This is a genomic window from Steroidobacter agaridevorans (assembly GCF_009932555.1).
In the GTDB taxonomy this organism is placed as follows: domain Bacteria; phylum Pseudomonadota; class Gammaproteobacteria; order Steroidobacterales; family Steroidobacteraceae; genus Steroidobacter; species Steroidobacter agaridevorans.
Genome location: NZ_BLJO01000007.1, coordinates 376,930 through 391,992 on the forward strand (window position 1 = coordinate 376,930; position 15,063 = coordinate 391,992).

10 protein-coding genes are annotated in these 15,063 nt (G+C 61.7%); 2 read left to right on the forward strand and 8 right to left on the reverse strand.

Annotated features, from left to right (window positions below; translation table 11 throughout):
• The 7 genes from GYH35_RS34660 to GYH35_RS25245 all read right to left on the reverse strand — a co-directional run.
• Nucleotides 1-911, reverse strand: a 911-nt coding sequence (locus GYH35_RS34660; protein ID WP_202624671.1) for a TonB-dependent receptor plug domain-containing protein, incomplete at its 3' end; no start/stop codon positions are given.
• A gap of 296 nt (nucleotides 912-1,207) precedes the next feature.
• A complete protein-coding gene (locus tag GYH35_RS25220) occupies nucleotides 1,208-2,302 on the reverse strand; it encodes a glycosyltransferase family 2 protein (RefSeq protein WP_202624673.1) in 1,095 nt (364 codons plus the stop codon).
• Nucleotides 2,303-2,315: 13 nt separating this feature from the next.
• Nucleotides 2,316-2,720 (reverse strand): GtrA family protein, encoded by a 405-nt coding sequence (locus tag GYH35_RS25225; protein WP_161811686.1) that lies wholly within the window; start codon nucleotides 2,718-2,720, stop codon nucleotides 2,316-2,318.
• Nucleotides 2,721-2,803: 83 nt separating this feature from the next.
• A complete protein-coding gene (locus GYH35_RS25230; protein ID WP_161829827.1) occupies nucleotides 2,804-4,327 on the reverse strand; it encodes a hypothetical protein in 1,524 nt (507 codons plus the stop codon).
• 188 nt (nucleotides 4,328-4,515) lie between these two features.
• Complete coding sequence (locus tag GYH35_RS25235; RefSeq protein WP_161829828.1) at nucleotides 4,516-6,228, reverse strand: DUF885 domain-containing protein; 1,713 nt, start codon at nucleotides 6,226-6,228, stop codon at nucleotides 4,516-4,518.
• The gene (locus tag GYH35_RS25240; protein WP_161811683.1) at nucleotides 6,228-7,640 is read right to left on the reverse strand and encodes an amino acid permease; all 1,413 of its coding nucleotides are present in this window, start codon (nucleotides 7,638-7,640) and stop codon (nucleotides 6,228-6,230) included. Before GYH35_RS25240 ends, GYH35_RS25235 begins: the two co-directional genes overlap by 1 nt.
• A 42-nt stretch (nucleotides 7,641-7,682) precedes the next feature.
• The gene (locus GYH35_RS25245) at nucleotides 7,683-8,594 is read right to left on the reverse strand and encodes a dihydrodipicolinate synthase family protein (protein ID WP_161829829.1); all 912 of its coding nucleotides are present in this window, start codon (nucleotides 8,592-8,594) and stop codon (nucleotides 7,683-7,685) included.
• Nucleotides 8,595-8,666: 72 nt separating this feature from the next.
• Between GYH35_RS25245 and GYH35_RS25250 the strand changes: the two genes are divergently transcribed.
• Nucleotides 8,667-9,896, forward strand: a complete 1,230-nt coding sequence (locus GYH35_RS25250; RefSeq protein ID WP_161829830.1) for an NAD(P)/FAD-dependent oxidoreductase — start codon at nucleotides 8,667-8,669, stop codon at nucleotides 9,894-9,896.
• Nucleotides 9,897-9,905: 9 nt separating this feature from the next.
• Nucleotides 9,906-12,290 carry a glycoside hydrolase family 127 protein gene (locus GYH35_RS25255; protein ID WP_161829831.1) on the forward strand — a complete coding sequence of 795 codons (2,385 nt, stop codon included), beginning with the start codon at nucleotides 9,906-9,908 and terminating at the stop codon, nucleotides 12,288-12,290.
• Nucleotides 12,291-12,354: 64 nt separating this feature from the next.
• On the opposite strand, the gene GYH35_RS25260 is transcribed toward GYH35_RS25255, so the two are convergent.
• The gene (locus GYH35_RS25260) at nucleotides 12,355-15,057 is read right to left on the reverse strand and encodes a DUF5695 domain-containing protein (RefSeq protein ID WP_202624675.1); all 2,703 of its coding nucleotides are present in this window, start codon (nucleotides 15,055-15,057) and stop codon (nucleotides 12,355-12,357) included.
• Between the last annotated feature and the right edge of the window lie 6 nt (nucleotides 15,058-15,063).

Consider the following 15,063-nt stretch of genomic DNA (forward strand, 5'->3'; position numbering starts at 1 on the left):
TAACTGCGGCCGATGTTCGGACCGCCGAGCATCACGAATCTGCCCCACTGGTTGTTGCTCGATCCGCCGCACACCAGCCTGTCGGGGGGTTGGTCGGGTTCGCCGCTGAGGTTCAAGCCGCAAGCCGAATAGTCGCGGGCGTCCTGAGTCACCGGCTCGAGCTTGCGATAGCCGAGATAGAACGTTGCATTGCCCTTGCCGTCGGCGCTGTTCATGCCCATGGCCACGTTGAAGTCGACGCGACCGCCATCCCACACCGACGAATCCGCCAGCTCGTAGTTCGCGTCTCTGACGAGAGAGCGCGCATAGGAGTTGTCGTTCGAGTGCCAGGCGGAGCCGTACTGCGCCGAGAAGCGCACGCCCTCGAGATTCTTGTCCAGCACGAAGTTGACGACGCCCGAGACCGCATCGGAACCGTACACGGCCGAGGCGCCGCCGGTCACGACGTCGACGCGCTCGATCAGCGCGCTCGGAATGAAATTCACGTCGTTGCCTTCCACCGGCAGCATACGTTGACCGTCGATGAGCACCAGCACGCGCGACGGGCCGAGATTGCGCAGGTTCACACGCGCCGTGCCGTCCGAACCGTTCGAGCCGTTCTCGTTCGAGTCCGCAGTGAACTGCGGCATGCGATTCAGCACGCCTTCGACCGTCGAGGTGCCCTGATACTTGAACTCTTCCTGCGGCAGGGCCGCGATCGGGCTCGCCGTTTCCAGATTGGCGCGCTTGATCCGCGTGCCGGTGATGACCACTTCCTCGAGCGGAGCCCCATCGGCGCCCTGCTCCTGCGCGTGACCGCCAAGCGGACCGAACAGTCCGATCGCGCACGCGACGACCGCGGCCTTCCCTTTCCGCGACGTCAGTTTCAAACGGTCTGCCGGACCCGGCAAACCAGGTGTTTTGCTTTGCATGTCAGCCCCCACGATGTTGTTTTCAGCCAGATGAAGGTTGCCGACATTTAAAACATGTCTGAGTTAATAAATCAAATACGTTATACGATATAACTCGCCATACTTTACAAGTGATTGTTTTTATTGGCTAGATAGAATTGGGATTGGACTGGGTACGTCGGTGGATCGCGACGGCCGGGGGGAATTCAGTGGTCTGCGCTCGCCGCCGGGGTGGCTATCTCCGCGTGGCGGTCGGAGGCGTTGGCGGCTTGCGTCGCCAGGAGCGTCTCAACGCCTCAAGGCTGCTCCTGCGTCCATCACGAGTCGGCAAGCTCTACACATCTCACTTCGGGCGCTACAGAGTTACCGCCAACCACACTGTCGGCGATTACGTCGATCGTTTCTGGCGCGTGCTCGGACTGGGGAACAACATTGCCCGCATAGATTTTTCTTGCGATGTATACGGGCCGCTGCTTTGCCTCGAGATACGTGCGACCGAGGTATTCGCCGATGACGCCGATGCCGATGAGCTGTAAGGCTCCGAGGAATACGACGGCTACGAACACCGACGCATAGCCGGGAACCTCCACTCCGAAAAGTAGCGTTCTCCACACCAGATACAAACCGTATGCGAAAGATAAAACCGCAACGGAGGCCCCAAGGTAAGTCCAGAACCGCAAAGGCGCCGTGCTGAAACTAGTGATTCCTTCAAGCGCCAGATTCCACAATTTCCAGCCGTTGAATTTTGTCTTGCCGACCGTGCGGGATGGGCGCTCGTATCCGATGATCGTCGAGGGGAAACCCGCCCAGGCGAACAAGCCTTTCATGAAGCGGCGCGATTCGCGCAGTTGTTTCAGGACATCGACCACGGCGCGGCCCATCAATCGATAGTCTCCAACGTTTTCGGCAATGACCGGCTCGGAAACCGTGTTGTGCAGTTTGTAAAAGGCTTCGGCGCTCCAGCGCTTCAACAGCGAATCGTTGTTCCGCGACATGCGTTTGGCGAGAACCACGTCAAATCCTCGCCGCCAGGCCTCGATCATCTGTGGCAGCAACTCGGGAGGGTCCTGCAGGTCCACGTCCATCGGAGCGACGATGTCGCCGGTACAATGGTCCAAGCCCGCTGTCAGAGCAGCTTCCTTACCGAAATTCCGGCTCAGATCGATCACCCGCACGTTGGGCTCTGTCCTTTGAATGCTCAGCAGCCGACTCAGCGTCCCATCGCGGCTGCCGTCGTTTATGAACACGAACTCGAACCGTACATCCGATACTCCGTCCAGGGCTGCTCGAATAGCTGGGATAAAGTGGCGTACGGCTTCTTCCTCGTTGAAAACCGGAACAACGATCGAGAGGAGTGGATTTTTCGGGCGCGATCCGTCCAGCTCATCCAGCATTTCGGGATTTTTGAGCATGAGGGCATATCCTTCAATCGGTTGTGCGCTCTTGAAAGACCCAGGAAACCGCCAGCAAATAGTTCGACAGCAACACGATGCCGGAGGTGAGAATCTGCGCCAGCAGGTAGTTGATGCCCGCTCCGTCGACGAGCGCATGCATCAGCGCATAGCTCAACAGAAACCCAATCGCGATCATGATCATGAAGCGCGGCAGATTCTGTCCATGGGGCAGCTTTGTTTTGAAGGTCCACAGCCGGTTCATTGCATAGTTGACGGCCGCGCCGAAGCTGTAGCCGATGCACGAAGCAAGAGCCGGCCTCATCCCCGCAACTTCCACCAGTAGTGCGAGGACGATGTATTGGCCAACGGTTGATGCGCCGCCCGTAAAGACAAAGCGCATCAATGCTCGTAGATCGAGAGCAGCTTTGTATTTCATGGCAGGGCAGATCCACTCTGCTCTTATTCGCTACTTTTGTATTTCATAAGCCCGCAGCCTGGACCGCCTCCTCATCTCGGCAGCTATTTCCGGATCTTCAGAAGCGACGCAACAGCATTGTGCTCCATGACGGTGAAGCCGATACCGATGCGGGAAGGTTCATAGGGCATCGTGACCAGCAGGTAGTCATAGCTCTGCTTGATTTTCTCCCAATCCACCGTGCCATCGTTGCGTGTGTACCAGAACTGGGAAGGCGCGTACGGCGGGCGCAGGTATCGGAAGTAACCTATATTGGGATTGGCGGGACCGGAGAACAGGTAAGGAGTCAGAGCGATGGTTTCGGAAGTGACGAATGCACCGGCGTGCGAGAACGGCTCATACCTGCCAATTTCGGGCTGGGTGTTGATCGGCAGCACAGCCGATGCGGCCGGCGCGCGCTGCGCGACGGTCCTGTACAGGCTCATTGCATAATTCTGCGGCAGGATCTCGAAACCGAGATAGACAAGATTCGCGGCCGCGACCGTGATTGCAAGCACTAGCTGGCGTTGTTGCGCCGGCGCGGCCAGATCGCAGCTGCGGATCCCAGCGAAAAGCAGAAATAGCAGAGCCAGTGGCAGCGCGCGGTTGTCGACGTCGTACACCCCACCGTGAACGAGCGGAAGCGCGAAGTACAGCGCCATGAACACCAGCGCCAGGGCTAGCTCCGTGGAGCTCGATCTGAACGCCTGCCGCCAGCGTATCCCGAGCCATGGCACGAGAGTCGCCGTCAGGAACAACGCAAACAAGAGGATTTCATATTTGACGTTGAAGCGTACCGCCGAGGACATCAGGCGCCGGAGTTTCGACTCCCAGGTTCCCCAATGGGAGGCGAAATCATTCCCCGCCTCCCCATCGGGAAAACCAAAGTGGATCGCCAACAGGGCTAGCAATGGCAAGGCAAGCACAGTGGCGCGGCTCAAGGGTTGCCGGCCCTTCAGCACGGCCCATGCCAGGGACACGGCCACTACGGCAAACAGGAAAATGAGCGCGGACAGATGCATTGCATAGCCGATGACCGCCAGCAGGATGTACCACACATAGGCGGACATTGAGCCGGTGTCCTGGCTACGCAAGAACCATCCATAGCCGAACAAAACGCACGCCACGGAAATGCGGTAGTTGAGAAATCCACTGGCAAAGAACCAGTCGGTCGCCAGGTAAAAGCCCAAAAGGCTGCCGACGATCTGTCCCCGCCGCGAACAGCCCTGAACACCGAGAACAAACCAGATCGACAGCGGCAGCAGCAGCACTGAGATGGCGATCCAAAGGCGGCTCGCCCATTCGATGCCGACGAGCCAGTCGAGGCACGCCAGAACGAGATCGCCCGCGAGATACGGTGTCCAGCGTGGATGGAAGCTGAAACTGCCGCCAAACAAGCGGCCGGCGTCAAACAGAAAATCCCCAATGGCGTGCGCCCGCACCAAATGGTTTGGAAGGTCGGTGAGCGGAGCGTTGGATAACGCGAGGCAGAACAATCCATATAGCGCTGCGATCGTGCAGAGCGCGAAGGTGCCTACGGTCCATTTGTCTGCGGCAACTGCCGCGCTGCCGTGATTGGAAGGCTGCATGGGCGGCTTATTTAGTATTGTTGTTTGCGCCGACACAGTAGCAAAAGCCCGGGGATCGTCAATTCGATATTCGAGAAGTCCGTTTGTTTTGATGCAAGGCGGCCTCGAGTGCAGCCACTGGCAAGCAGGCCTCATGCACTGCACCTGGATTCCAATGGACTCCGACACGTCGCCTGGCACAAGAGGCATCAGCTCTTATGCGTCTGCTCCTGCGCCCACCGCCGCATCCGACGCTCCAGAATATCCAGCGGCATTGGCCCGCTGCCGATCAAGGCATCGTGAAACTCACGAATGTCGAAGCGCGAGCCGAGCGCCTGCTCCGCTTCGCTGCGGATCTTTCTGATCCTGATCTCGCCGATCTTGTACGCCAGCGCCTGGCCCGGCCACGAGATGTAACGTTGGGTCTCCCCTGCCACGGAGCCGGGCGACAACGCGGTGTTGTCTTGCAGACAAGCGGCCGCCTGCTCGGCGGACCAATGTTTCCAATGGATGCCGACATCCATCACCAGTCGGCAGGCGCGCCACATCTCCATCGAGAGCTGATTTACGCGTTCCTCCCGCGTCCGATAGATGCCCATCTCCGCGCCCAGACGCTCCGCATACAGCGCCCAGCCTTCGACGAAGGCCGTCACGTCATCCCGACGCCGGAACTTCGGCAGATCGAGCCGCTCTTGCCCTAGCGCAATCTGCAGATGATGTCCGGGGATGCCTTCGTGCAGCATCCAGGCCGTCAGTCCGTACACCGAACTGCGATACGCCTGACTGCCCACGACGACGGCGCCAGCGACGCCCTTCTCCGGATCGCCCAGGTTGTAGGCGCCCGAAGCCGCTTCCAGTTCCGGAGGCTTGATACGAACGCCCCAAGGCAATCTCGGCAGCGTCTTGAACCAGCGCGGCAGCTCGAGCGCCACTCGATTGCCGATGCCCGCGGCTTTGTCGACATAGCTCTCGATGTCGGGGACATGGCTGCCGGGCCGACGGTTCAAGTCGTCCAGATACTCTCGCAATGTTCCCTGGAAGCCGTCGGCTCGCTGCGCACTGAGCATCTCGGCTCGAATACGCTCGACCTCCGCCGCGCCGATGTCGAACACTTCGTCCGGCGTCAGATCGGTCGTCGTCGAGCGCCGCACCGCGAACTCGTAGTACGCCTTGCCATCAGGAAGCGTCGACGCGCCGAGCTTGGGGCGCGCCTTCGGCAAATATTCCTTCTCGAAGAAAGTCACGAGCGCGCGCTGAGCCGGCTTGACTTCGCGCTCTACGACAGCAAGCGCCAGCGCTCGCAGGTCCTGCTGTCGTTTTTCTGGAATGGTTGCCGGCAATGACGCCAGCGGCTTCAACAGCGGACTGTCCGCAGCCGGTTGATCGGCCGCGACTTTCATCGAGCGCAGTGCAGATTCCGCAGTGGAACGCGGTTGTGTGAACCGGGTTGCGATTCCCCGCCGCATGTTCGCAATCTGCCCTTCATAGTAGGACGGCAGCGCTTGCAGCCTCGCGATCCAGGCCATCGCGTCGGCATCATTCGCGATTCGCGTGACCTGCGCCGCATACGTGCCGGCGTTGAAGAAACCGTCGCCGCTATCGAAAGGAATGCGGTCTTCGTCGAAGCGCGCGCCGTCGATCAGAACCTGCAGCCGCCACTGGAGCAACTCGCGGGTCAGTGCATCTTCTCCGCTCGGCGCAGCGACTTTCCCCAGTCGATCGCGCAGCTCGCTGTATTTTTCCTGCCGCTGCCTGGCGGCTGCGAGACTCACATCCGGCCAGCCCGGGCCTTCATTGGTATCAGTGGCGCGCGCCAGGGTTTCGTATTCGGCGATGACATCGTTCAACGTGTCTGCAACGCCGGCTGCAGCTGGCATCGCAGCCAGCAGCGCGCACGCAATCAGACGTCGTAACGGCGTCATCAGGCAACCGCGACGACTCGCGCCCGCAACCGCTGCAACAGCAGATAGATCGCGAAACCCACCGCGTTCCATAACAGGAAGCGTTGAATCGTCAGCCCCGGCAAGCTCAGGAACAGATAGAAGCAGCCGAGGATCGCCAGCATGCCGACCACATTCGGCGCAGGACAGCGGAACACGCGTGGCGCATCGGGCGCCGACTTACGCAACACCATCATCGACGCCGCGGTGGTCACGAACGCAAGCAGAGTGCCGGCGTTCGCCAGCTCGGCGATCTCGTCGAGGCGGAAGAAGCCCGCCGTCAGTGCGACGAACACGCCGGTGACGGCCGTGATCAACACCGGCGTGCCGGTGCGAGGTGAGACCGTGCTCAAACGTTTCGGCAACAGCCCGTCGCGCGCCATCACGAAGAAGATGCGGCTCTGACCATACATCATCACCAGGATCACCGATGGCAGGGCGATGAGCGCCGCCAATCCCACCGCCCACGCCGCGACCGGATGCTGGAGTGTTCGCAAGACGTACGCGAGTGGCTCGGCCGACGCGGCCAATTCGGTGTGCTTGACCGCGCCCACGGCGGACACCGCGACCAGCATGTAGATCAGCGTGCAGACAGCCATCGAGCCGATGATGCCGATCTTCAGATCGCGGCCCGGATTCTTCGCCTCTTCCGCCGAGGTGGCGACCGCATCGAATCCGTAGAAAGCAAAGAACACGATTGCGGCGGCCGCCATCACCCCGCGCTTCGCGCCGCCGTCTTCATGGCTCGCGAATCCATACGGCATGAATGGCTCGAGATTGCCGGCGTTGAACGCGGGCAAAGCGAGCGCGACGAAGCAAGCCAACGCAGTGAGCTTGATGACGACCAGGACAATATTGAATGTCGCACTCTCGCGCGTGCCGGCGATCAGCATGCCGGCGATGATCGTCGCGACCAGCACGGCAGGCAGATTGATGATGCCTCCGCCATGCGGCCCGCTTAGTAGGGCCTCGGGTAGATTGATGCCGGCAGCTTTCAGCCATCCCACGAGATAAGCCGACCATCCGACAGCGACGGTGCTGCAGGCGAGCGAATACTCGAGGATCAAGCTCCAGCCGACGATCCAGGCCAGGCGCTCGCCGATGGCGACGTATGTATATGTATAAGCGCCGCCCGCGGCGGGCATGAGCGTCGCCACTTCGGCATAGGCAAGCGCGGCGCAAGCACAGACTGCGCCGGCGATTGCGAATGCGAAGATCACTGCGGGGCCGGCGCGATCGGCGCCTACACCGGTCAGGGTGTAGATGCCGGTGCCGACGATGGCGCCGACACCGAGTGCGATCAGGTGCGGCCAGCTCAAGGTCTTTGCGAGCCGCTTGCCCTCGTCTATTCCGTGCGAGTGCTGTAGCGACTTGCGCTGGCCGAATATTCCCATGCTCCGATTCCCCTCAAGTCGATGCCGGGCGCTATCAACGGCTCAGGCGGCCGATGCACGCAATGTGGGCCGGGTCGCGGCCGCGCGTTCGACCATTGCGGTCACTTCACGCCGCCGCTCACCAGCCAACGGCAAGCGTGGCGGGCGCACTCGTTCCGAGCCGCGTCCCATGATGGTTTCCGCCAGCTTGATCGATTGCACCAGGTCGTGCTCGGCATCCAGATGCAACAACGGCATGAACCAGCGATAGATGGCGCGCGCCCGGTCCAGATCGCCCGCGTTCACCGCCTCGATCAACTGAGTCGACTCGCGCGGGAATGCGCTCGTGAGGCCGGACACCCAACCCGTCGCGCCCAGCAGCAAGCCTTCCAGCGCAACGTCGTCCAGACCGGCCATCAGCGTGTAACGATCGCCGAACGCATTGATGAGATCGGTGAAGCGGCGCGGATCCGGCGCCGATTCCTTGACCGCGACGATGTTCGGCACATCGCGCAGCCCTTCGAGCACCTTGACGCCGATGTTCACTCGATACGCCGGCGGATTGTTGTACAACATCACCGGCAGATCGGTCGCCTGCGCCACCGTGCGGAAGTGCATGATCAGCTCTTCTTCGGTCGGCACATAAACCATCGCGGGCAGCACCATCAGACCGTCGGCGCCCGCCTTCTTTGCATCTTTGGCAAAGGCCGCCGCGCGGCGCGTATCGAATTCGGAAACGCCGGTGACGACCGGCACACGGCCGGCGACGACTTCGACGATCGCGCGCAGCAGCGTTTGTTTCTCGGCGGGATCGAGCGAGTTGTTCTCGCCGCAGGTGCCCATCGCGATGATGCCGTGGACGCCGTCTTTGATCAGGTTGTCGATGACCCGCTGGCTCTGCGCCAGATCGATGGACAGATCCTCCTTGAACTGAGTGGTCGCCGCCGGATAAACGCCCTGCCAAGTCGGTGTCATGATAGCCTCGTCTACTGGAGCTTTAAGTATATCGTATACTATCCGCCCATCGCCAGTGTAATCTGCAGGTCTATGCAACGGGCAGTAGTTTTAGGTGGCGGCGTCGTCGGTCTGAGCATCGCGGCCGGTCTGCAACGCGTGGGCGTCGAGGTTACTGTATTCGATACAGCGCCTGCAGCCGGTGCTGCCTCATGGGGAAACGCCGGACATATCGCAATCGAGCAAGTCGAGCCGCTGGCCTCGTGGCCGGTGTTGCGCTCCGGCCCTCGCCGATTGTTCAGTCGAGGCGGCGCGCTCGGCCTGCCGCCCTCTCAGATCAAACGTTGGTTGCCGTTTGCTCTGCGAATGGCAAGTGCCGCAGGACGAGTCGACCACGGACGCGAGGCGCTTCGCTCGCTGCTCACAAACGCGCTCCCTGCGTGGAAATCTTTGACCGAACAGCTCGGCGTACCCGGCCTGGTGCGCGAGACCGGACATTTCGTCGTGTGGGAAACGCCAGTGAGCGCCGCCGACGGACTCGCGGCGTGGCGCTCCGCTGATATAGGCAATGCTCGTTTTCACGAATGCGACGCCGATGAGATGCGCCTGCTTGCGGGTCTAGTTAAGCAAGCGCCCGCCGGGGCGATTCGATTCGAGAACACGGGACAGATCGCGGATCTGCCTAAGCTGGCCGATGTGCTACGAGGTTTCATCACAGCGCGCGGCGGGCGCATCGTGAATGCCAAAGCACGCGCCGTTGTACATCGCGACCGATCGGTCAGCGTGACATTGGATGACGGCAGCTCAGTCGAATCTGATTTCGCAGTGATCGCAGCAGGTGTTCGCTCACGCGAATTGATCGAACCCTACTGCAGCCCCGTGCCGATCATTGCCGAGCGTGGCTATCACCTGCAGATGACCGAGCATGGCTGGCCCGATCTGCCGCCGGTGGTGTTCGAAGATCGTTCCATGATCGTCACACGCTTTGAGTCGGGCCTGCGGGCAGCGAGTTTCGTGGAATTCAGCGACATCGACGCGCCGCCCGATGAGCGCAAGTGGCAACGTCTGCGCAGTCACGTCGCTGCACTCGGCCTGCCCTGCAACGCGCCGACTCGTCAGTGGATGGGCGCGCGTCCGACGTTGCCGGATTATCTTCCTGCAATCGGTCGGCTGCCGCACGCACCCAACATTCTGTACGGATTCGGTCACCAACATCTCGGCCTCACGCTCGCGGCCATCACTGGCGAACTGATCGCGCAACTCGCGACGAACTCGCCGACGGCCGTGAGCCTGAAGCCTTTCGATCTACAACGTTTCTCTTAAGGAGCACCGATGACTCGACCTCCGCTGATCACCGATCGTCGCGCACTGTTGAAGGGCGCCGCGGCCGGTGCGCTCTGCGCCGGATTGCCTTGGAGCGCCGCTCTGGCAAGCACAGGAACGCTGCCGGGAACTGCGAAATCGCTGTCGCTCAGCGACGTGCGCTTGTTGCCCTCGCCGTTCGCCGATGCGGTCGAAGCGAATCGCAAATATCTGCTGGCGCTGGAGCCGGATCGCCTGCTCCACAACTTCCGCAAGTTCGCCGGGCTGACGCCGAAGGGTGAAGTCTATGGCGGCTGGGAAGCAGACACGATTGCCGGCCACAGCCTCGGTCACTATCTCACTGCACTGGCGTTGATTTATGCGCAAACGGGCGAGCCTCAAGCCAAGCAGCGCGCCGAGTACATCGTTGCGGAGCTGGCCGAAGCTCAGGCCAAGCAAGGCGACGGCTACGTTGCCGGCTTCACCCGCAAGCGCAAGGACGGCACCATCGTCGACGGCAAGGAAATCTTCCCCGAGATCATGCGCGGCGAGATCCGTTCGGCCGGCTTCGATCTGAATGGCTGCTGGGTACCGCTCTACAACTGGCACAAGTTGTTCGCCGGCCTGATGGACGTGGACACCTACTGCGGGGGCAACAAGCGCGCGATCGAGGTCGCCGTCGGTCTCGGCGGTTACATCGAGAAGGTCTTCAACGCGCTGAATGACGAACAGGTGCAGACCGTGCTCGACTGCGAGCACGGCGGCATCAACGAGAGCTTTGCCGAGCTCTACACACGCACCAACGACCGTCGCTGGCTCGTGCTCGCGGAGCGTCTCTATCACAAGCGCATCCTCGATCCTCTGACGGCCGAACGCGACGAGCTCGCCCAGCGCCATGCCAACACGCAGATCCCCAAACTGATCGGTCTCGCGCGTTTGCACGAGATTACCGGCAAGTCGGCGCAGGCCGTCGCGCCTCGCTTCTTCTGGAAGACCGTCACGACCGATCACAGCTACGTGATCGGCGGCAACTCGGATCGGGAATATTTCTCCGAGCCGCGCACGGTTGCACGACACATCACCGAGCAGACCTGCGAGGCGTGCAACACGTACAACATGCTCAAGCTGACGCGCCATCTGTTTGCGTGGCAGCCATCGGGCGCACTGTTCGACTACTACGAGCGCGCGCACCTCAATCACATTCTCGCGCATCAGGATCCGGCGACCGGCATGTTCACCTACATGACGCCGCTGATGTCAGGCATCAAGCGCGAGTTCTCCTCGCCCACCGACAGCTTCTGGTGTTGCGTCGGCTCCGGCATGGAAAGTCATTCCAAACACGGCGATTCGATCTGGTGGGAAAGCGGCGACACGCTGGTGGTGAACTTGTTCATTCCTTCGCGCGCAACCTGGAAGGCACGCAACGCGCAGCTGGAAATGACGACCCAGTATCCGTACGAGAACACGGTCAATCTCAAAGTGGCTTCATTGCCGAAGTCGCAGCCGTTCGCTGTCGCGCTTCGCGTGCCGGGCTGGGCGAAGGATGCGCAATTGACGGTCAACGGCAAGAAGGCCGAAACGACCAAGGACGCCGGCTACCTCATCGTTCGCCGCAAATGGCGCGAGGGAGATACAGTGGCGTTCACATTACCGCTGGAGCTCCGCCTCGAATCCACGCCAGGCGATGACAAGACGATCGCGGTGTTGCGCGGGCCGATGGTGCTCGCAGCCGACCTCGGCCCCGCGGATCAGCCGTTCGAAGCTGCAGCACCCGCACTCGTCGGCGCAGACTTGCTCGCAGACTTCGAGCCGGTCGAGCCCCAGCAAGCGGTGTATCGAGCGAGCACGATTGCCCGCCCGGCCGCGCTCACGTTCTCACCGTTCTATAAGAACTATCACCGGCGCAGCGCGGTTTATTTCCGGCGCTTCACCGATGCCGAGTGGGTCAACGAAGAAAAGGCGTTCAAGGCCGAGCAGGCTCGACAGAAAGAGCTCGCCGCCCGCTCCGTCGACGTGATGCATCTGGGTGAGATGCAGCCCGAGCGCGATCATCAGCTGACCTCGGATATTTCCTATCCCGTGGTCTATCGCGGCCGCCAGGGACGTGACGCCCGCACCGGCGGCTTCTTCGCGTTCCGCATGAAGGTCAAGCCGGGCCCGCTGATTCTGCAGGCGACTTACTGGGCCGACGAGCGCGCACGCAAATTCCACATCCTGGTCGAAGGCCAGCGGATCGCGACGCAGGCGCTGCGTCCGGACAAGCCCGTGTTCTTCGATGTGGACTACGAGATTCCGGAGGCGCTGACCAAGGGCAAGGACAGTGTGCTGGTGCGCTTCGAGCCCGAGCCCGGCAACACCGCCGGCCCGGTGTTCGGCTGCCGCATCTACACCAAGAACGCCAACATCACGGCTTGATCGACTCGGTTCGGCGCGCTGAAGATCTCAGCGCGCCGGCCACAACTGGACCGGCGCTTCGCTCTCAGCGCGCCGGCGTCAGCTGCACTGACGTTTCGCTCTTGCCGAGAGAGATCACATAGCGACCGCGGTGCTTGTTCAGCGTCGTGCTCGGCCGATAGCCGGCGCCTGACCTCGTGCTCTCAATCCGAAGCTGAGCCTTCGATGTGAATTCATCGGCGGAATCCAGATACACGCTCACATTCCCGCTGTTGCGGTCATAGTCCAAGCGCGCGAACTTTCCTGCATCCAGCGTGAGCCACAGCCCAGCTTCCGCAAGAAACACCCGAGTGCGGAACCCATCACGCGGCACGAAGCTGACGATCGATCCCCGCTCTTGCGTCGATCCGCCGAAGCCGACATTGCCGAACACCGGATGCCGCGCCAGGTAGCTCCCGATGCCATAGGCGTAACCGTAGAACGCCGAGCCGTAGTCGCCGTTGTAGCCGTCGAACCGGAGCAGATCAGGATTGGAATGAAACGCCGCCGAGCCGAAGCCTTCCTGATCGATGTTGGTCAGCGTGCCCATCAATCCGCCGTACGCCACGCGTAACAAATGAATGTCCCGCGGATCGCGGCGGAAAGAATCGAGCAGCGGCAGCGCGTTGTTCGCCGAACCGTAATGATGCAACTGGCGCTCGAGCTGAGCCGTCTTGCCGGCGTACATGAAATCCCAATAGCGCCGCGCGTTGCCGTTGTAGCCCCAGCTCGGAAGGGTCGGGTCGTAGCCCAGGATCACCTCGCGAGTCAGGTCGGCCTTCGCCGTGTTGCCAAAGTAGCGCATCCACGCATACACCTCGGGCTGACCGGTCGAGTCCCACGGCATTTCGCTGCCGAACGGATACTCCTCGGCCGCCCAATGATCGGCACGCTGACGCATGGCCTGCTCGAGCTGGGACGCTTCGGCCTTCATGCCCTCGTCCTGCAGATCACGCAGGATCTCGATGAACACCTCGCCTTCCATCTGACCGAACTTCGCGTACTCGGGCGCAAGCTTCGGCATCGCGAGCGCCGTCTGATAAGCGCGATCGAGATACCAACGCCAATCGTGCGCCTTCACCAGCCCTTCGTGATAACGAGCGAGGCGATACAACACCCAATGCGCGGCGGCGACGTGCACGTAGTTGAATGAGCGCACGACGGAATCGGCTTGTGACTTTCGCCAGGCCGACCATTTCGTCCAGTCGATCGCGGGGTCATAGCGCACGCCCTGCGGAGCCTGCGGCTCGTAGTAGAACAGGCTCTTGCGGACGCCGAACTTCTCCGGCCCCTCATTGACCTGCAAACGACCATCCAGAGTCTGCGTGACGAAACGCTCGAACCTCTCGATCTCCGAGGCATTCGGTGCGCCGAGTTGTTTCATCACGAGCGCGAGCCAGGCGCCCGCACCACCCTCGTCGCTCAGCCCTGCCATCCACACTCTCTGATCCTGCAGCACGACGGCGTTGCGCTCGCGATCGTAAGTCATGAACGACGGCCCACGCTTGAACGGATCCGACGGATCGTCGTACCAGTGCTTCGTGGCAATGAACCGGCCCAGGTCGTCGAGGACCGTGGCGCTGGGTTTGGTCACGAAGTAATGAACCGCCTGCCGCGTGCCGTCCGCGTAGGTGATGGTCAGGCGCGACCGGCCCCATTGCTTGCCAGTCACCCGATATCTGGACCAGCCTTGCACGCCATCAGCAGCCGCGATTTCCAGCGCACCGGCCGGTTGAGCGACGACCGAACTAATTGCCTGCCGCGACGAAAGCCACAGATCGCCCGTCAGATCCGTCGGCAGCACGTAACCAGGGATACCCACCGCCACCGGGCGGGCGTTCGCGGACAGCGTGTGCTCGATATCTCGAATCGTTTTCGACACCAGGAATTGCACGCCGAACCGACGCGTCTCGCCGCGGCGAAGCGTGACAGTCGTCGGCTCATTCCATTGCTCGGCGCCCTTCCATTCGCGCTCGGCGAAGCCGCGACTTGCCGCCATCCAGGTGTAAAAGCCTTCGAATGTCTGGCCTCGCTGAGTCGCATCGTTGAGCAGCAGCGCCTTGCCGCTCTCGTCTTTCTTGTCGGCGATGGGTCGATACGCCTCGAACGGCGTGCCGTTTTCACCCGCGACAATCAGCGCTGGGCCTTGGCCATTGAGTCGCGTGACCTGCAGGTATCCAGCATCGAGACCGATGTAGGGATCCGCGAAGCTGGCCTCGGTGTGCGCCTCCGCCAGCGAGCGCTTCGACAGCACGTTGTCGAACACCATCGCGAGCCCGACGCCGCCGAGCTCGATGTCCCGTTGACCGGCATTGGTCAGCTCGAAGCGCAACGAGAGATGGCCGTTGTCACCGATCTGCCAACGGCGCACGACGCGCAGGCCCAGCTCGCGTGGCACTCCCATCGATATTTCAGCGGCAGCGAGAGTCTTCGCATCGCGCGGCAGCTCACGCGCCGGTTCGCGTCGAAAGGCCGTCGAATAATCCTGCCACTGAGATTCGCCTGCCGTGCGCAGACGCAGGTCGATATCACCGAGCTGGTAGTAGCCGTCGCCGCTGCGAGTCGATTGCAGCTTCGAGGGAGCAAAGTCGAAGCCATCGCCTTGCTTCGGCTTGAGCGACACCAGCGTCTGCGACGGACCGTCGAGTACGACGTCGAAGTCGCGGCTCTGCAAGGTAAGCGCCGTGCTTGCCATCGCCAACGGGTGAACGAACAACCACACCGCACCGACGCGCAGCGCGGCGCTCACGACATT